The organism is Mesorhizobium sp. BHbdii (assembly GCF_053848045.1).
The window spans coordinates 471,070-488,064 of sequence record NZ_JBSPKX010000002.1; the positions used below are offsets into that span (position 1 = coordinate 471,070).

The following is a 16,995-nucleotide window of genomic DNA, read 5'->3' on the forward strand; positions in this document are numbered from 1 at the left end:
CTTTCCTTTTCAGGGCCGCACTGCGCGGCGCATCTGGGTGTCAGTCGCGAACCGACGCGGAAAGGTTCATGGGAGCTATGGCCGGAGAACCCCGGCCGGCCCAAGAAAAGGATGTTGGATGCCTTGCGCAGAATGCTTGCGCGCCGCGCAGCCTGTTCTTATATACGCGCCAAGCCGTTCGGCGCCGGAATGCGGTTGCCGAAGCGGAATTTCTTGTGAACAGGGGCTTTCGTCGGAACGCCTGTACGGGTCCTGAGAGCCTGCTTAGCGGAGAGATTAGAAAAATGGCAAAAGTAATCGGTATCGATCTGGGGACCACCAACTCCTGCGTCGCCATCATGGACGGCAAGGAATCGAAGGTCATCGAGAATGCGGAAGGCGCGCGCACGACCCCTTCCATCGTCGCCATCAACAGCGACGGCGAGCGCCTCGTCGGCCAGCCGGCCAAGCGCCAGGCGGTCACCAATCCCGAAAACACCATCTTCGCGGTCAAGCGCCTGATCGGCCGTCGCTATGACGATCCGGTGACGGAAAAGGACAAGAAGCTTGTCCCCTACAAGATCGTCAAGGGCGACAATGGCGACGCCTGGGTCGAGGCCGGCGGCAAGAAGCAGTCGCCCAGCCAGATCTCGGCAATGATCCTGCAGAAGATGAAGGAAACGGCGGAAGCCTATCTCGGCGAGAAGGTCGAGAAGGCGGTCATCACCGTTCCGGCCTATTTCAACGATGCCCAGCGCCAGGCCACCAAGGATGCCGGCAAGATCGCCGGCCTGGAAGTTCTGCGCATCATCAACGAGCCAACCGCGGCCGCACTTGCCTACGGCCTCGACAAGAAGGAAGGCAAGACTATTGCCGTCTATGACCTTGGCGGCGGTACGTTCGACATTTCGGTGCTCGAAATCGGCGACGGCGTCTTCGAGGTGAAGTCGACCAATGGCGACACCTTCCTCGGCGGCGAGGATTTCGACATGCGTCTGGTCGAATATCTGGCGGCCGAATTCAAGAAGGAACAGGGCATCGATCTGCGGAGCGACAAGCTCGCTCTTCAGCGCCTTAAGGAAGCAGCCGAAAAGGCCAAGATCGAGCTGTCGTCCACGACGCAGACCGAGATCAACCTGCCCTTCATCACTGCCGATGCCACCGGTCCCAAGCACCTGACGCTGAAGCTGACGCGGGCGAAGTTCGAGAGCCTGGTGGAGGATCTCGTCCAGCGCACGATCGATCCCTGCAAGGCGGCGCTCAAGGATGCCGGCCTCAAGGCCGGCGAAATCGACGAGGTCGTCCTGGTCGGCGGCATGACCCGCATGCCCAAGATCCAGGAGATCGTAAAGCAGTTCTTCGGCAAGGAGCCGCACAAGGGCGTCAATCCGGATGAGGTCGTCGCATTGGGCGCCGCCATCCAGGCCGGCGTGCTGCAGGGCGACGTCAAGGACGTGCTGCTGCTCGACGTGACGCCGCTGTCGCTTGGCATCGAGACGCTGGGTGGCGTGTTCACGCGGCTGATCGAACGCAACACGACGATCCCGACGAAGAAGAGCCAGGTGTTCTCGACGGCCGAGGATTCACAGTCGGCCGTGACCATCCGCGTCTTCCAGGGCGAGCGTGAAATGGCCGCCGACAACAAGGCGCTCGGCCAGTTCGACCTAGTCGGCATTCCGCCGGCGCCGCGTGGCGTGCCGCAGATCGAGGTCACGTTCGATATCGACGCCAACGGCATCGTCAACGTCTCGGCCAAGGACAAAGGCACCGGCAAGGAGCACCAGATCCGCATCCAGGCGTCTGGCGGCCTTTCGGACGCCGACATCGAGAAGATGGTGAAGGACGCCGAAGCCAATGCCGAGGTCGATAAGAAGCGGCGCGCGCTGGTCGAGGCCCGCAACCAGGCCGAGGCGCTGGTGCATTCCTCGGAGAAGTCGCTGAAGGAGTATGGCGAGAAGGTTTCCGAGGCCGACCGCACGGCGATCGCCGATGCGATCGCGGCGCTGAAGACCGCTGCCGAAGGCGATGACGCGGCCGAGATCGAAGCCAAGACCCAGGCGCTCGCCGAAGCCTCGATGAAGCTCGGCCAGGCTATGTATGAAGCTTCGCAGAAGGAAGCCGCGGAGGCTGACGCCAAGGCGGATGCCACCAAGGACAGCGACGTGGTGGATGCCGATTTCGAGGAAATCAACGAGGACGACGACAAGAAGAAGTCGGCCTGAGCGGCCTGACGGCAGATTATCGCAGAAGGCCCGGCGCAAAGCCGGGCTTTTTTGCAACTCTGGCCGAAAAAGTGCGGGCTTGATCGGAAAAATGCGAGCAAGCCCGCGTCGACACTGGCATCCAGGCGCCATCGCACCTAAATCGGAACAGCGTGCCGGCAACGACGCAACAAGGCTTCAGGACGTTGAATATCCGGACTGCAGGAAAAGATGAAAGCTGATTTCTACGAAACGTTGGGTGTGCAAAAGGGGGCCGACGAGAAGGAGCTCAAGAGCGCTTTCCGCAAGCTCGCCATGCAGTTCCATCCCGATCGCAATCCCGGCGACCATTCCTGCGAGCACAAGTTCAAGGAAATCAACGAAGCCTACGAGACGCTGAAGGACCCGCAGAAACGCGCGGCCTACGACCGTTTCGGCCACGCCGCCTTTGAACAGGGCGGCATGAATGGCGGCGCACACGGCTTCGGCGCCGGCGGCTTCGCCGACATCTTCGAGGATATTTTCGGCGACATGATGGGCGGGCGCCAACGCCGCTCCTCAGGTGGCCGCGAGCGCGGCGCCGACCTGCGCTACAATATGGAAATCACGCTGGAGGAGGCGTTTACCGGCAAGACCGCGCAGATCCACGTGCCGGCGTCGATCTCCTGCACGGAATGCTCCGGCAGTGGCGCCAAGCCCGGCACCCAGCCCGTCACCTGCTCGATGTGCAATGGCCATGGCAAGGTGCGCGCCACGCAAGGATTCTTCTCGATAGAGCGCACCTGTCCGCAATGCCAGGGGCGTGGCCAGACCATCAAGGAGCCGTGCCCGAAATGCGCGGGCCAGGGCCGCGTCACCGAGGAGCGCTCGCTGTCGGTTAACATCCCGGCCGGTATCGAGGACGGCACCCGCATCCGCCTTGCCAATGAGGGCGAGGCCGGCCTGCGCGGCGGCCCGTCGGGCGACCTCTATATTTTCCTGGCGGTCAAGCCTCACGAATTCTTCCAGCGCGACGGCGCCGATCTCTACTGCAAGGTGCCGATCTCGATGACAACGGCAGCACTTGGCGGCTCCTTCGAGGTGGCGACGCTGGACGGCACCCAGACGAAAGTGAAAGTGCCGGAAGGCACCCAGAACGGCCGCCAGTTCCGCCTCAAGGGCAAGGGCATGCCGGTGCTGCGCCAGCACAATGTCGGCGACCTCTATATCCAGACCGCGGTCGAGACGCCGCAAAACCTTTCCCGCCGCCAGCGCGAGTTGCTGGAGGAGTTCGAGCAGGTTTCCTCGAAGGAGAATTCGCCGCAGTCGAGCGGCTTTTTCGCCCGCATGAAGGACTTTTTCGAAACCTTCGGCGAGCGCTGATGCCTATTCTCGCCAATCCGGTGTAGAGTGCAATCAAGGCGAGGCTTCCCTAGCGTCATCAACATCTTATACCGGAGTCCGCCTTGCCTTGAACCCCGTAGCTGCTAAGTAGCCTCTCGGGGGAGCGTTCAGGAGAACTTGCATGGCACACGGTCCCGGACTGCGAAAGGCGCTGGCGGAAAAGTTCGACGACGAACTGAAGTTCTTCAAGGGCTGGATCGACAAGCCGAAGGCGGTCGGTTCGATCGTGCCGACCAGTTCCACCACGGCTCGCAAGATGGCCTCCGTCGTCAACCCGAACTCGGGCCTGCCGGTGCTCGAAGTCGGGCCTGGCACCGGCGTCATCACCCGAGCCATCCTCGCCCAGGGCGTAAAGCCTGAAAATCTCTACGCAGTCGAATACTCGCCCGATTTCGTGCGCCATCTGCGCCAGCTCTATCCCGGCGTCAACGTCATCGAGGGCGACGCCTTCAATCTCGATGCGACACTCGGCGACAAGAGCAGCCTGACCTTCGATTCGGTCGTCTCCGGCGTGCCATTGCTCAATTTCCCGGTCGCCCAGCGCATCGCCTATGTCGAAAGCCTTCTCGACCGCATCCCGACAGGCCGCCCGATCGTGCAGCTGACCTACGGCCCGCTGTCGCCGATCCCGCCCGGCCGCGGCGACTACACGGTCAAGCATTTTCATTTCGTCATCCGCAACATCCCGCCAACGCAGCTGTGGATCTACCGACGCGCGGCGCATTGATCAGCATTTGGTATTTGAGACGTGCCTGGCCTATACCTGTCGGCTGACAATGACGGCCAATGGCAGTGATCCCGAAAATTCTCGTCTTCGCAGGTTCGATTCGCGCTGGCGCCTACAGCGGCAGGACCGCCGATGTGGCGCAGAAGGAACTCGCTCTGCAGGGTGCCGAGGTAACCCGCATCTCGCTTGCCGACTATCCGCTGCCGATTCTCGACGAGGATCTGGAAAAGGAGAAAGGCATTCCTGAAAACGCCATCAAGCTTGCCCGGCAGATCGCCGCCCATGACGGGCTGCTGATCGCGACGCCCGAATATAACGGCTCGATCCCGCCGCTGCTCAAGAACGCCATCGATTGGGTGAGCCGCGTGCGAATGGATGGCGGGCGGTCGTTCAGGCCGTTCACCGGCAAGCCCGCCGGCCTTTGTTCGTCTTCCAAAGGACATTTCGCCGGGGTACGCTGCATCAACCATCTGCGCGCCGTGCTGGTGCGCTGCAAGATGGAGGTGGTGACGCCGGAATGCTCGGTGCCGGAGGGCGGCAACGCCTTCGACGAGGACGGAAATTTCAGGGACGAGAGACTGCACAGATCGATGGAGCACCTATGCCGCACGCTGATCGAAACCTCGCGCATGCTGTCGACGCGGATCGAGGCGTGATCCAGGAGCGCGCCAGCACCATGCAAGACAGGCTGATCGTCGGCCTCGACGTGCCGACGCTGAAGGGCGCCGAGAAGGCGGTGCGTGAGCTCGACGGGATCGTCTCCTTCTACAAGATCGGCTACCAGCTCGCCTTCGCCGGTGGCCTCGATTTCGCCCGCGAGCTCGCCAGCGGCGGCACCAGGATCTTCCTCGACATGAAGCTGCTCGACATCGACAACACGGTAGCCAAGGGTGTCGAGGCCATTGCCAGGATGGGCATGACCATGCTGACGCTGCACGCCTATCCGAAGACGATGAAGGCAGCGGTCGAGGCCGCCAGGGGCAGCGATCTTTGCCTGCTTGGCGTCACCGTGCTGACCTCGATGGACGAGCAGGACGTGATCGACGCCGGCTATGAACATGACCCGCATACGCTGGTGCTGAGGCGCTCCGAACAGGCGCTGCATGCCGGCATGGGCGGCATCGTCTGCTCGGCCGAGGAAGCGGAAGCGGTGCGCCGGATCGTCGGGCCCAACATGGCCGTCGTCACGCCGGGAATACGGCCCAAGGGCAGCGACCATGGCGACCAGAAACGCGTGGTGACGCCGGCGCAGGCGATCCGCAACGGTTCCAGCCATCTCGTCGTCGGCCGGCCGATCGTCGGCGCCGCCGACAGGCGAGCGGTTGCGGAAGCGATCCTTGACGAAATGCGCTCGGCCTAACAATTCGGAGAAGAAGCATGCCCAAGGGATACTGGATCGCCCGCGTCGATGTGCGCGATGCGGAAGGCTACAAGGACTATGTCACTGCCGCCAAACCGGCTTTCGATCGCTTCGGCGCCGTTTTCCTGGCACGAGGCGGTGCGCATGAAAAGGCGGAAGGGCCGGGCCGAGACCGCAACGTAATCATCGAGTTTCCGTCATTGGCTGCGGCGCACGATTGCTATCACTCGCCGGAGTATCAACGCGCCGTGACGATCCGCCAGAAAGTAGCCGACGGCGAGATCGTGCTGGTCGAAGGGGTTTAGTTCGACCGTCGTGCGCGCGTGGTCTCATGGGAAATGCAGGCGAGCATGCACCTGCAGCGATCAAACTGAATGCAGGATGTAAAGCTTGCGCGTTTTCTCGTGGATGGTCCATTCGCCCTGCCAGCCAAGCGGCAGAACAAGCAATTCGCCGGGTCCGACGTTTTTGGCCGCGCCCTCGGGACCGTGCAGCGTCACGCGGCCTGAGACGATGTGGCAGATCTCGGAATTCGTGTCGCGGCGCGCGGTGAACCGGCCCTGCGAACATTCCCAGACACCGACTTCGATCTTGCCATCATCCGAAGCCCAGAGGGTGTTGGCTGCTTCCAGCTGAACGCCTTCCACCGAGGTGGGTTTCGGCTGGGGCTCACCGAGGTCGATATGCGCAAGGTGGGCGAAGGTCTTGAAGTCGATCATGCTGTATCTCCTCGAGGTGGTGCGGTTCAATGCCCGGTGATGCGGTCTGCCAGGGCCGCTAGCCGCGATGTGCGCGGCAGCCCCTTTGCTTCCCGCTCGTCGGCAATCCGATAGAGCTGATACATCGAATGGACGCCCAGCCAGCGCAGCGGCTCTGGCTCCCACTTGCGCACGGTTCGATTGACCCAGGGAAGCCGGGTTAGCTCGGTGTCGTTGTCCAGCAGAAGATCCCTCAATGTGCGTCCCGAGAGGTTCGAGGTGGAAACGCCGAGGCCGACATAGCCACCTGCCCAGCCTATTCCGGTCTCCTTGTCAAAGCCCACTGTCGTGCACCAGTCCCGCGGCACGCCGAGCGTTCCACACCACGCATGGTCGAGCTTGAGCCCCTTGGTCTGCGGCAGAAGCGTCGTCAGGATCTTGTGCAGCTTGTCGATCGTCGCCTGCTGGGTGACGCCTCGAAGGTCGGTTTTCGAGCCGAAGCGATAAGGCACCCCGCGCCCGCCCATGGCAATGCGTCCTTCCCGGGTGCGCTGCGCGTAGCAGTATGTGTGTGCGGCGTCGCCGAGCACCTCGTAGCCATCCCAGCCGATTTCGCTCCACAGCTTGTCGGACAACGGCTCGGTGACCACGATGGCGCTGTTGAGCGCCAACCAAAGTCTCTCGTGGCCGGCAATTCCCGCAGTGAAACCCTCGGTCGCCCGCACGATCTTTTCCGCGCGCACCACGCCTCGGCTGGTTGTGACCTTGCCTTTTTCGATCGACAGCACGGTTGTCTGTTCATAGATCGGCACACCGAGGCGCTCCACTGCCTTGGCGAGCCCCTGCACTAGCTTTGCGGGCTGAACCCGCGCAACCTTCTTGATGACGAAGGCGCCGCGCGCGTTGTGCACCGCTATGCGCCGACGCATCTCGGCTGCATCGATATACCCCACACGTTCGTCAGTCAGCTCCCAGGATCTGGCATGGGCATACATTGCCTTGGCGCGCTGCTCCTGCGCCTCGTTGGTTGCGACCAGCAGTTCGTCGGTGCGGCGAATGTCGGCGTCGATGCCTTCGGTTTGCGCGACCGATATGACCTCGTCGACCGTGCCCATCATTGCCGCCTGCATGGCAACGACTCCAGCGCGCGACGATGCCTTCTCATATTTTTCGCGCGACCATGAGAACCCGCCGGACAGCCAGCCGCCATTGCGTCCCGAAGCACCGAATCCGGCGAACTCCTTCTCGACGATGACAATGTTGAGGTGGGGCGCTGCCTGCTTCAGATAATAGGCGGTCCAAAGGCCGGTATAGCCGGCGCCGACGATGCAGACGTCGGCCATGATATCGCCCTGCAGCGGCGGCCGATAGCCGGGCACGCCGCCGATGTCGGCATACCAGAATGAAACGTCGCCGTTCTTCTTCACGTCCATTGTCGAGATTTTCCCAGGTAGGATTCAGGTCAGCGTGAAATCGGCGTTTTCGTCGTCCGCCAACAGCTTCACGTCGCTGCCCGCGAATACGAGATCAACCTCGTCGCCGATGGCGAAGGTCTCGGCGTCCAGCGTAGAGCGCACGATCGCCTTGGAGGTGTCGGCCAGCACGACCTCGTATTTGGAGCCCGATCCGAGGTAGATGGCCTCGCCGATGCGCCCGGGCAGGGTGTTTCGACCCTGTCCGCCCTTCCCCCGTCTGGCGAGGCTCAGCTTCTCCGGCCGCAGCAGCATCACGGGTTTGGCGCCGTCGGCAAGGCGTTTGGCGGCAGCCACTTTCCGCCCTTCTATGTCAATGGCGGTCTCGTTCCCGGAGGTGGAGGCTGCGCCGCGCAGTATCGTCGAGTCGCCGACGAATTTTCCTACGAACAAGGTCTCGGGCTCGTCGTAGAGCTGGCGACCGGTGCCGATCTGCTCGATGCGTCCCTGGTTGAACACGGCGATGCGGTCCGAGAGGACCAGGGCCTCCTCCTGGTCGTGCGTGACATAAACGAAGGTGGTGCCCAATTCGCGGTGGATCCGTTTGATTTCGAGCTGCAGCCATTCACGCAGCTTCTTGTCGAGCGCGCCGAGCGGCTCGTCCATCAGAAGCAGCGGTGGATCGAATACGATGGCACGCGCCAGTGCGACGCGCTGCTGCTGACCGCCGGAGAGCTCGCTGGGGAAGCGGTGGCCGAAATCCGCCATCTTCACCATGTCCAGCGCCTTGCGCACCCGGGCCTCGCGATCGGGATTGGCGATGCCGCGCAAGGTCAGGGGATAAGCGACGTTCCTGCTGACCGTCATGTGAGGAAACAGCGCGTAGTGCTGGAAGACCACGCCGATGTTGCGTTTATGCGCCGGTACGCCGATGACGCTCTTGCCGCCGACATCAAGCGAACCCGAACTGACCTCGGTGAAGCCGGCGATGACGTTGAGCGTGGTCGTCTTGCCCGAACCGCTGGGCCCAAGCAGCGTCATGAACTCCCCCGGCTTGATGCCTAGCGAGACTTTATCGAGAGCGATGAAGCTGCCATAGTGTTTGCTGACGGATTTGAGATCGATGGCTGCGCCGCGAGTCGATGGTGAGGCCATGTCAACGTCTTCCCTGTCTCGAACCGATCAACAGCCCCGCCCCGATCACCAGCGACGTCGTGATGAAGAGCAGCGTGCCCACCGCCGCAACGGTGGGATCGGCGTCCCGGGTAATGCTCGAGAATATCTGGACCGGCAGTGTCTTCAGATAAGGGCTGGTGATGAACAGCGCGACGATGATCTCGTCGAATGAGGTGACGAACGCAAACAGCAGGCCCGACAGGATGCCCGGCGCGATCAGCGGCAACGTCACCGTCCTGAACGCCGTCAGCCGGGTTGCGCCGAGGCTGGCCGCAGCAGTTTCCAGCCGTTTGTCGAAGACTTCCAGGCTGGCGGAGACGGCGATGATGACGAAAGGAACGGCGAGCATGGTGTGGGCAAGCACGAAGCCGGTCATGGTGCCGACCAACCGCGTATCGAGATAGACCGCATAGATTCCAACGGCGAGCACCACCCCCGGCACGACCATTGGCGTGATCAGCAGCGCGCGCAGCACGCCGCTGACGCGGCTTTTCATGCGATCGAGGCCGAATGCCGCCAGCGTGCCGATGACGGTGGCGAACACCGCCGTGACAACGGCGACCTTGAGCGAACCGACCAGGCTCGCCGACCATTCGGGGTTGGTGAAAAAGTTCTGGTACCACTGCCAGGTAAAGCCGGATGGCGGAAAGGCCAGCGACTTCTTGTCGTTGAACGACATCGGCACGACGACGATTGTCGGTGCGACCAGCCATCCCGCGACGAGCAGGCAGTACAGACCGAGCAGGATTCGACCGGGCTGTTTCATCAGCGTCTCGAGCCCGTCTTGTGCGGTTGCCGCGACAGCGGTGCTGCGAGCGCGAGCAGGACGAAGGTCGCGATCAACAGCACCACGCCCATCGCACCGCCGCGGCCCCAGTTGAGCAGGCTGAGCACCTGGTTCTGGATCAGGGTCGAGAGCATGGTCGAACGCGGACCGCCGAGCAGCGCGGGGGTGATGTAGAACCCGAGCGCAAGAATGAACACGATGATGGCGCCTGCGTAGACGCCGGGAAGCGAGAGCGGCAGATAAACCTGGGCAAAGGCGCGCGCCGGGCTCGCGCCGAGGCTCCGTGCCGCCTGCATGAGCCGCAGGTCGATCGTTTTCATCACCGAATAGAGCGGCAGGATCATGAACGGCAGCAGCACCTGCGCCATGCCGATCACCACGCCTGTCTGCGTGCGGATCAGCTTGACCGGACCAAGGCCGACTGCCCGGATGACGGAGTTGATCACGCCGGAATCCTGCAAAAGGATGACCCATGCCAGGGTGCGCACCACACCGCTCACCCAGAACGGCACCAGCACGCACAGGATGAGAACGAGCCGCATCTTGGGCCCGACTGCGGTCATCACATAAGCATAGGGATAGCCGGCAATGAGACATACCAGCGTCACCCAGGCGGAGATCGCGAAGGTCCGCTGAAGTACGGTCAGATTGACCGGTGTGCCGAAGAACCAGGCATAGTTCTGCCATCCCCATTGCGGCTCGGAAAAGCTGCGCAAGGTAACGATGGCGAGCGGCAGACCCAGGCAGATGACGAGCAGCAGCAGCGCCGGCGCGACGAGCCAGAAAGCCTGTCCACGAAACCAGCGCCGCCGGTCGTCTGCGGCGACAGCCGGAACAGTGTTCCGGCTGTCGATTGCTCTCGTTGCCACGGTGGCGGACCTAGTTGCCCGCCATCAACGCGTTCCACTTTTCGTTCGCCACCTCGAAGTTCTCCACCCAGAACTTGATGTTCTGCTGGTAACCGAGCTTCAGCTTGTCCGGCGTGTTGGTCATGAACGCCGCTGTGATCTCGTCCACTTCGGGCTTCGCGTCCTTGTGGATCGGGGTATACGAGGTGGTTTTTGCAAGCGTCTCCTGCGCGCTCTTGCCGACATAGGCGTTGATCAGCGCATGCGCCGCGTCGGGGTCCTTGACGCCCATCGGAATGGTCATCTGGTCCATCACGACCAGCCAGTCCTGCCACGCCGGCGTGTACTTCGCGCCGTTCTTCACCGCAGTCATGGCACGTCCGGTCCACATCGCGATCATGTCGGCTTCGCCGGATTCGGCGAGCTGCTGGGAATCGGCTCCGGTCTTCCAGAAGATGGTGTCCGGACCGAGCGACCTCACCTTCTCGATCGCCTTGTCGATATCGGCAACCGTCATGTTTTCCACCGATCCGCCGGCGGCGAGCAATGCCTGCTCGATCATGCCGCCGGAGAGATCGCCGCTGCCCTCCAGAGCGCGCGAGCCCGGGAATTTCTCGATGTCGAAGAAATCCTTCCAGCTCTTGGGCGGGTTATCCTTGTACTTTTCGGTGTTGTACATCAGCACCACGCCATAATTCATGGCCGGCACACTGCATTCGCTGATCTGGCCCTCCGGAATGTTGGACGTATCGATCTTCGAGAAGTCCAGCTTCTGGAACAGCTTGCCGCAATAGACGTAGGGCGGGAAATCGCCGGTATCGACAACGTCCCAGGTGCCATTGCCGGACTCGACCTGCGCCTGCAGTTTCGAGATTTCGGTTGGCCCGTCGCTGAGCAGCGTCACTCCGGACTTGTCGACGAACTCCTTCAGCGCGGCGATCTGACCATCCTGGTAAATGCCTCCATACGAGACGAAGGTAAGCGTCTTGCCCTTCAGCGAGCCCTCGGCCACCTCGCCCGCCACGGGCTTGCTCTGTGCAAGCGCTGCGGTGGTGATCATCAACAGCCCGAGTGCGGCCACCTGTCCGATCTTGATCTTCATAGTTTTATCTCCCATTTATGTGCACCCGCATTAGTTCGGTTCGCCCGGCTGCGAGCCTTGTCCGGGCGTGTATCGATTGAGTTCCGCCGCGCCGCTGGTTGGGGGCGCGATGATCCAGAGCACCTGCGCCGGCGTCTTGCCGATGTTTGCCGTGCGATGCGGCGTCGAGGTTGCGTATTCGATGCTGTCGCCCTCGTTCATGACGAAGCGCTCGTCTGCCAGCGTCAGCTCGACTGTTCCCTTCAGAACGACGAACATCTCGTGCTTGCCGCCATGCGTGTAAGCATCGTTACCGGTCGAACCGCCGACGTCGAAATCCCCCGAATAAACCTCGAATTCATGGATCGGCCGCCGCGACAGCAAGGTCTTTCGACAACCGTGGCTGATCGGCAGCAGGGGGCGGTCGCCTCTGGTGAGCACCTTGTGGAACCCACCTTCGGTCTGCTCGAACAGGTCGTTGATGCCGAGATCCAACGCAGCCGCGATCCGCATCAGAGTGCTGGCGCTGGCGCCGCTCAGATTGCGCTCGAGCTGGCTGATGAAGCTCGCCGTCGTGCCGACCATGTCGGCCAGCTGGCGAAGCGAAATGCGTCGGGCCGTGCGAATGGCCTTGATCCGCCCACCGACATGCTTCGCCTTGTCCGCGTCCGCCGCTGCCGGCGCGGCCACGCCCGGGGATGTCGCAAGGTCGACTTTCACCGAGTGCCTCCTTCACTTAACACCCTATTAAGTGAGGTGCCGGAAGGCAAGTGATTTGTGGAGATACGATACGATCCTGGGTCGCCGGGGGCAGCTTCACGCAGAATTTCTGCTCAGGACGCGGCCATTCGGTTAAAACGGCTCGCCGCGGTCTCGGCCATCGCATCGGCGAGGCCCATCTCCCATTGCGTGCGGCAATAGGCGCGGAAATCGAAGCAGGGCAGGCCGGGGCAGACCTCGAATTCGATGAGATGGACGCTGTCGTCGGCTTCGACCCGGAAATCGATGGAAAATACATCTCGCAGGCCGAGCCCGGTCATCAGGCTTTGCGCGATCCGTCGGATCTTTGCATCGGCTCGCGGCTGGCTGGCGGCGACCGGCAGCAGCTCGGGCTCGGCGTATGTCCCCGCCTCCCTGGCAGCCTCGCCGGTGTCGCCATAGAGCGCCAGGCTGTCTGCCATGGTCTGGAAATCACCGCCCGAATCGACAAAGGCGACGCCGAGCGCCTCGACGCCGGTGTCCGGCTTCAGGCCGAGATAGCTCGTGCGCACATTGCGCCCGGCTACATAGGGCTGCACGACGACGTCGTCGCGATAGGCCGCGAACACACGCCGGCTAAGTTCCAGCGCATGGCCGAGATCGGCACAGCGCGAGTCCGGCCAGATGCCGATCTTGGCGCCGAGCCGGTTCGGCTTGACAAACCAGCCTGCCGGCGAAGCCGGTGGCTCGACCAGCCAATGACCGTCGCGGGCCAAACCGGATTGCGGCACCGGCAGGCCGAGTGCACCGAGCACGGCGCCGGAGCGGAACTTGTCCTGGCACAGCGCAAACAGCGCGTCATCGGCACCGATCACCTTCAGGCCATTCAGCCGTGCCAAAGCAGGTGCGGCGCCGCCACGGAAATAGGCGATGCCGTCGGTCAGCGTCCAGACAAGCGTGGACTTTGGGCCCTCGCCGGCGAGAGCGCTCGCGGCATCGTCGAGCGCCACTGCAACAAAGGACAGCCCGCGTGTCAGGCAGGCTGCGGCCAGCGCATCGAACTCAGAGGCGATGTCGGTCGATTGCGCCAGATAGGAGGCGATTTCGGCGGCGCGCGCCGCCACGTGGCCATCGGCGACCAGCCGGTCGAAGCAAGCCTTTTCCGGCTCGTAGACAAGGATCAGCTTCGGCTTGCGGCTTGACATGGGATGAACGATTCCCGGGGATGAACGGGTCCTGGCAGCGCGATTGCCTACCATCGCACGGCGAATGTATCAGGCCTTCGCGGAAAACCGACGTCAGCCGGACGCCTGCACGACAGTGCTAGTGCGATCTTCTTGTTTGACCATGATCTTTTCCGAACCAAAGGTTCGGGATCATGGTCTAGGCGATCAGCACGCGCGGCTCGATGCGGCCGTTGACTGGAATGTCGAGCAGAAATGTCATGCCGGCTTGCGGGTCCAGCAGGCGCTGCTTCTCATCCTTGCCCGACCAGGCTGAAGTCACCGCCAGCCGGTCGGCATTCCTGCCGACAAAGGCCGGGCAAGACGGTTGCGTCACCGGCACCGCGACCGAACGGATGAGCTTGCCATCAGGCCCGTAGGCTTCGATGACGCTGCCGCCCCAGCAGGCGTTCCAAAGAACACCGTCGCGATCGAGCACCGAACCGTCGATATAGCCCTTGGCCTTGCGATGATCGACGAATATCTTCGGTTCGCCGACCGGCAGGCCGGTCGCTGGATTGCAGGCGACGCGCATCAACAGGCCGGTGCTGGTATCGGTGTAACAGGCGACCGTTCCGTCCTCGGAAAAGCAGATCGAGTTCGAGACGGTGATGTCCGAATAGAGCCGACGCAGCTCCCCCTTGAAGAACCAGTAGATCGAGCCGGCGGCCTTTTCCTCGCCCTTACCCATCGTGCCGACCCACAAGGCGCCGCAGGGATGGACGCGCGAATCATTCGAGCGCGTCACCGGATTGTCGGCCTCGATCGCCGTGTGCAGCGTCATCTTGCCGGTCGCGACGTCGCGGACATGCAGGCCGGTTTCGGTAGCGATCAATTGTCTGTTGTCATCGATGACGGCGATGGCGCTGGCCATCTGGCCAAGCTCGTGGATTTTGACCGCACCGCCGGAAAGGTGCTTTTCCAGAAGCTGGCCGTTGACGATGTCGAACCAGTAGAGCGTATCATTGGCGGGGTCATAGCTCGGGCCTTCGCCGAGCTGGCAGACATGGTCGGAAAGAACAGAAACGATGGCTTCGTTCATCGCACTGCTCCAAACGCCGCATCCCAGGCGACGACTGCGGCCTGTGCCCGCGTTGCCACCTCATCCACGTTCATACCAGGCTTGAACAAGCTGGAGCCGAGGCCGAAGACGCCGACGCCAGCAGCTTTGTAGCCGGCAAAGTCCTTTTCCGACACGCCACCGACCGCGCCGACCAGCATATCGGAAGGCAAAACCGCGCGCATCGCCGCGATGCCGGCCGCGCCGAGCACGCTGGCCGGGAAAAATTTCAGCGCCGAGGCGCCGAGCCGGACCGCCTGGAAGGCCTCGGTCGGGGTGAAAACGCCGGGCATCGTCACCATGCCGTAATTCATCGCGCGACCCATGACCTCGGCATCGATGTTGGGGCTGACCAGCAGCCGCCCGCCGGCCTTTTGCAATCCGTCGACATCGGCCGCGGTCAGCACAGTCCCGGCGCCGACCAGTGCCGTCGCCGGCAGCGCATCAACAATCCTCGCGATGGAGGAAAACGGGTCCGGCGAATTGAGCGGCACTTCGATCGCTTCGATGCCGGCCTCGAAGATCGCCCGGCCAATGGCCACCGCCTCGTCCGGCTTGAGGCCGCGCAAGATGGCGACAAGCCCGCGCTCGAGCCTGGGAAATGGTGCGGTCTCGGTCATGCGGCAACTCCGCTTCCAGCAATCATGCCATTTTCGCGCGCCGCCTCGATCAGGCCCGCACGCACCGCCTCGTCGGCATCGACGGTCCGAACCGCGAGTCCAGCAAGGCCGAGCGCCTCTGTGTACAGCGCGCCGAGCGCGCCGGAAGCGACCAGCACGACCGACCCGCCTTTCCCATAGCGCCGGCTGGCCGAGGCGATCTCGCCGCCGATCAGCAGGCCGGACAGGCAAGCAGCGGCATCGTCGGGCTTCAGGTCCTGAAGCAGGCCAGCGGCGCGGATCGAGAACAGTCTCGACGTGACATCGCCGCCGTCGGCAAGCGCTTGCTCGCACCAGCGCCGGAAAAACGGATTGCCTGGTGCAACCGGCTGGGGCTGCTCGCCCAGCGAATGGCGCAGGATCGAATGCGCCGCCAGCACCGAAAACAGCTCGCCGGTCGGCCACGTGCCGAAACCGGCAACAGCGCCGTCCTCGACCAAAACCCATTTCGAATGGGTCCCGGGCATGCAGACGAGATGACGGCCTTTTGCCGGAATGCCAGCGCCGGCAAGCTGCGTTTCCTCGCCGCGCATGACGTCGGGCGCATCGGCCTGGCGCTGGGCAAGGCCCGGCACGATACGGATGTCGCGGCGCTGGCCGGATATGCGCGCCGCACCGGCCAGGATGGCGCCGATCGGCGCCGGCACGGTGACATAGGGCGCCTCCAGCCAGCCCTGGCGCGAGCCGGCCATGCCGCAGATGATGACAGGCATCGCTTCCGGCGCGCCCATCGCCGCCAGATGTCCTTCGAGGATGATCGAAAACCCGGCGGCCTGCGCGGTGATCAGCCCGTCGTCGCCGCGGCGCTCGGCAAGGACGTTTCCGGCCTCATCGATCAGCCAGACCCTGAGACGGGTTGTGCCCCAATCGACGGCGGCAACGGCCGGCGCCTTGTTCGGAAATCCTGGGCTCACAGGAAGCCCCCATCGACGATCAACATCTGTGCGGTCAGCATCCGCGAAGCGTCCGACGCCAGGAACAGCACCGTGCCGACAATGTCTTCCGGCTGCATCACCTGCTTGATGCATTGCTTGGCAACGTGGGCGGCGAGCGCCTGTTCGGTGACCCAGAGCTCCTTCTGCCGCTCGGTGATCACCCAGCCGGGTGCGATCGCATTGACGCGAATGCCGTCGGCGCCGAGCTTGCCGGCAAGCCCCTTGGTCAGGCCGACGATGCCGGCCTTGGCGGCGGTATAGGCCGGCATGTCGGGGTGGTTGATCAGAAAGGACGTCGACGTGAAGTTGATGATCGAGCCGCCGCCGGCGCGCTTCATGCCCGGCGCTACCGCCTGTGCGGAGAAGAAATGCGGACGCAGGTTGACCGCCTGGTTGTTGTCCCAGAATTCCACGGTGACATCTTCCACTGCGTGGCGATCATCAAGTGCTGCATTGTTGACCAGCACGGTGACGTCGCCATGCGCTTCGGCCGCCTTGGCGGCTGAAGCCCGCAGCGCCTCGACATCGCGTATGTCTGTCGTGAGATAGAGAGGCCGGCGGCCGAGATCCTTCTCGATGCGGTCGGCCAGCGCAAGGCTCGGGCGGTCGGCGATGTCGATGAAGGCGACCTTCGCTCCCTGGCGGGCAAAGCCCTCGGTCAGCGCCGCGCCGATGCCGGAGCCGCCGCCGGTGATCAGCACCGAGGCACCTTGAAGGTCGGCAAAGCGTGCCGATGGCATCATTTTTTTCTCCCTGCGCATGACCCC

At 63.1% G+C, this 16,995-nt stretch carries 18 protein-coding genes; 6 read left to right on the forward strand and 12 right to left on the reverse strand.

Annotated elements, in window-relative coordinates:
* Positions 1-284 precede the first annotated feature (284 nt).
* The 6 genes from dnaK (at position 285) to ACWTU8_RS15040 (ending at position 5,955) form a co-directional block, all read left to right on the forward strand.
* On the forward strand, positions 285-2,201 hold the full coding sequence (gene dnaK, locus ACWTU8_RS15015) for a molecular chaperone DnaK (protein WP_455848772.1): 1,917 nt from the start codon (positions 285-287) through the stop codon (positions 2,199-2,201).
* Positions 2,202-2,411: 210 nt separating this feature from the next.
* Positions 2,412-3,542: a molecular chaperone DnaJ gene (gene dnaJ, locus ACWTU8_RS15020; RefSeq protein WP_455848773.1), complete on the forward strand. Its 1,131-nt coding sequence runs from the start codon at positions 2,412-2,414 to the stop codon at positions 3,540-3,542.
* 142 nt (positions 3,543-3,684) lie between these two features.
* Complete coding sequence (gene pmtA, locus ACWTU8_RS15025; RefSeq protein WP_455848774.1) at positions 3,685-4,290, forward strand: phospholipid N-methyltransferase PmtA; 606 nt, start codon at positions 3,685-3,687, stop codon at positions 4,288-4,290.
* A gap of 59 nt (positions 4,291-4,349) precedes the next feature.
* Complete coding sequence (locus tag ACWTU8_RS15030) at positions 4,350-4,946, forward strand: NADPH-dependent FMN reductase (protein WP_029347838.1); 597 nt, start codon at positions 4,350-4,352, stop codon at positions 4,944-4,946.
* Positions 4,947-4,966: 20 nt separating this feature from the next.
* Positions 4,967-5,650 carry an orotidine-5'-phosphate decarboxylase gene (gene pyrF / locus ACWTU8_RS15035; protein WP_455848775.1) on the forward strand — a complete coding sequence of 228 codons (684 nt, stop codon included), beginning with the start codon at positions 4,967-4,969 and terminating at the stop codon, positions 5,648-5,650.
* A 17-nt stretch (positions 5,651-5,667) separates the two neighbouring features.
* Complete coding sequence (locus ACWTU8_RS15040) at positions 5,668-5,955, forward strand: DUF1330 domain-containing protein (RefSeq protein WP_029347841.1); 288 nt, start codon at positions 5,668-5,670, stop codon at positions 5,953-5,955.
* Between the two features lie 60 nt (positions 5,956-6,015).
* Here the strand turns inward: ACWTU8_RS15040 and ACWTU8_RS15045 are convergent, their stop codons facing one another.
* The 12 genes from ACWTU8_RS15045 to ACWTU8_RS15100 form a co-directional block, all read right to left on the reverse strand.
* Positions 6,016-6,369: a cupin domain-containing protein gene (locus ACWTU8_RS15045; RefSeq protein WP_455848776.1), complete on the reverse strand. Its 354-nt coding sequence runs from the start codon at positions 6,367-6,369 to the stop codon at positions 6,016-6,018.
* 26 nt (positions 6,370-6,395) lie between these two features.
* Positions 6,396-7,781 carry an NAD(P)/FAD-dependent oxidoreductase gene (locus ACWTU8_RS15050; protein WP_455848777.1) on the reverse strand — a complete coding sequence of 462 codons (1,386 nt, stop codon included), beginning with the start codon at positions 7,779-7,781 and terminating at the stop codon, positions 6,396-6,398.
* A 24-nt stretch (positions 7,782-7,805) separates the two neighbouring features.
* Positions 7,806-8,915: an ABC transporter ATP-binding protein gene (locus ACWTU8_RS15055; protein ID WP_029347846.1), complete on the reverse strand. Its 1,110-nt coding sequence runs from the start codon at positions 8,913-8,915 to the stop codon at positions 7,806-7,808.
* 1 nt (position 8,916) lies between these two features.
* A complete protein-coding gene (locus tag ACWTU8_RS15060; protein ID WP_455848778.1) occupies positions 8,917-9,702 on the reverse strand; it encodes an ABC transporter permease in 786 nt (261 codons plus the stop codon).
* Positions 9,702-10,592, reverse strand: a complete 891-nt coding sequence (locus ACWTU8_RS15065) for an ABC transporter permease (protein WP_455848779.1) — start codon at positions 10,590-10,592, stop codon at positions 9,702-9,704. Before ACWTU8_RS15065 ends, ACWTU8_RS15060 begins: the two co-directional genes overlap by 1 nt.
* A 10-nt stretch (positions 10,593-10,602) precedes the next feature.
* The gene (locus ACWTU8_RS15070; RefSeq protein WP_455848780.1) at positions 10,603-11,673 is read right to left on the reverse strand and encodes an extracellular solute-binding protein; all 1,071 of its coding nucleotides are present in this window, start codon (positions 11,671-11,673) and stop codon (positions 10,603-10,605) included.
* A 30-nt stretch (positions 11,674-11,703) separates the two neighbouring features.
* Positions 11,704-12,372 carry a helix-turn-helix domain-containing protein gene (locus ACWTU8_RS15075; RefSeq protein ID WP_455848781.1) on the reverse strand — a complete coding sequence of 223 codons (669 nt, stop codon included), beginning with the start codon at positions 12,370-12,372 and terminating at the stop codon, positions 11,704-11,706.
* Positions 12,373-12,485: 113 nt separating this feature from the next.
* Positions 12,486-13,556 (reverse strand): D-alanine:D-lactate ligase-like protein, encoded by a 1,071-nt coding sequence (locus tag ACWTU8_RS15080; protein ID WP_455848782.1) that lies wholly within the window; start codon positions 13,554-13,556, stop codon positions 12,486-12,488.
* A 178-nt stretch (positions 13,557-13,734) separates the two neighbouring features.
* Positions 13,735-14,616 (reverse strand): SMP-30/gluconolactonase/LRE family protein, encoded by an 882-nt coding sequence (locus ACWTU8_RS15085; protein ID WP_455848783.1) that lies wholly within the window; start codon positions 14,614-14,616, stop codon positions 13,735-13,737.
* Complete coding sequence (locus ACWTU8_RS15090) at positions 14,613-15,254, reverse strand: 2-dehydro-3-deoxy-6-phosphogalactonate aldolase (RefSeq protein WP_455848784.1); 642 nt, start codon at positions 15,252-15,254, stop codon at positions 14,613-14,615. Before ACWTU8_RS15090 ends, ACWTU8_RS15085 begins: the two co-directional genes overlap by 4 nt.
* Positions 15,251-16,207: a 2-dehydro-3-deoxygalactonokinase gene (locus tag ACWTU8_RS15095; RefSeq protein ID WP_455848785.1), complete on the reverse strand. Its 957-nt coding sequence runs from the start codon at positions 16,205-16,207 to the stop codon at positions 15,251-15,253. Before ACWTU8_RS15095 ends, ACWTU8_RS15090 begins: the two co-directional genes overlap by 4 nt.
* The gene (locus ACWTU8_RS15100; RefSeq protein WP_455848786.1) at positions 16,204-16,971 is read right to left on the reverse strand and encodes an SDR family NAD(P)-dependent oxidoreductase; all 768 of its coding nucleotides are present in this window, start codon (positions 16,969-16,971) and stop codon (positions 16,204-16,206) included. Before ACWTU8_RS15100 ends, ACWTU8_RS15095 begins: the two co-directional genes overlap by 4 nt.
* Between the last annotated feature and the right edge of the window lie 24 nt (positions 16,972-16,995).

Coding starts and splice junctions, on each gene's coding strand:
- ACWTU8_RS15060 (WP_455848778.1), bottom strand. CDS start 9,702: ATGAAACAGCCCGGTCGAATCCTGCTCGGTCTGTACTGCCTGCTCGTC.
- pmtA (WP_455848774.1), top strand. CDS start 3,685: ATGGCACACGGTCCCGGACTGCGAAAGGCGCTGGCGGAAAAGTTCGAC.
- ACWTU8_RS15085 (WP_455848783.1), bottom strand. CDS start 14,616: ATGAACGAAGCCATCGTTTCTGTTCTTTCCGACCATGTCTGCCAGCTC.
- ACWTU8_RS15080 (WP_455848782.1), bottom strand. CDS start 13,556: ATGTCAAGCCGCAAGCCGAAGCTGATCCTTGTCTACGAGCCGGAAAAG.
- ACWTU8_RS15070 (WP_455848780.1), bottom strand. CDS start 11,673: ATGAAGATCAAGATCGGACAGGTGGCCGCACTCGGGCTGTTGATGATC.
- dnaK (WP_455848772.1), top strand. CDS start 285: ATGGCAAAAGTAATCGGTATCGATCTGGGGACCACCAACTCCTGCGTC.
- dnaJ (WP_455848773.1), top strand. CDS start 2,412: ATGAAAGCTGATTTCTACGAAACGTTGGGTGTGCAAAAGGGGGCCGAC.
- pyrF (WP_455848775.1), top strand. CDS start 4,967: ATGCAAGACAGGCTGATCGTCGGCCTCGACGTGCCGACGCTGAAGGGC.
- ACWTU8_RS15030 (WP_029347838.1), top strand. CDS start 4,350: ATGGCAGTGATCCCGAAAATTCTCGTCTTCGCAGGTTCGATTCGCGCT.
- ACWTU8_RS15090 (WP_455848784.1), bottom strand. CDS start 15,254: ATGACCGAGACCGCACCATTTCCCAGGCTCGAGCGCGGGCTTGTCGCC.
- ACWTU8_RS15040 (WP_029347841.1), top strand. CDS start 5,668: ATGCCCAAGGGATACTGGATCGCCCGCGTCGATGTGCGCGATGCGGAA.
- ACWTU8_RS15100 (WP_455848786.1), bottom strand. CDS start 16,971: ATGATGCCATCGGCACGCTTTGCCGACCTTCAAGGTGCCTCGGTGCTG.
- ACWTU8_RS15045 (WP_455848776.1), bottom strand. CDS start 6,369: ATGATCGACTTCAAGACCTTCGCCCACCTTGCGCATATCGACCTCGGT.
- ACWTU8_RS15055 (WP_029347846.1), bottom strand. CDS start 8,915: ATGGCCTCACCATCGACTCGCGGCGCAGCCATCGATCTCAAATCCGTC.
- ACWTU8_RS15050 (WP_455848777.1), bottom strand. CDS start 7,781: ATGGACGTGAAGAAGAACGGCGACGTTTCATTCTGGTATGCCGACATC.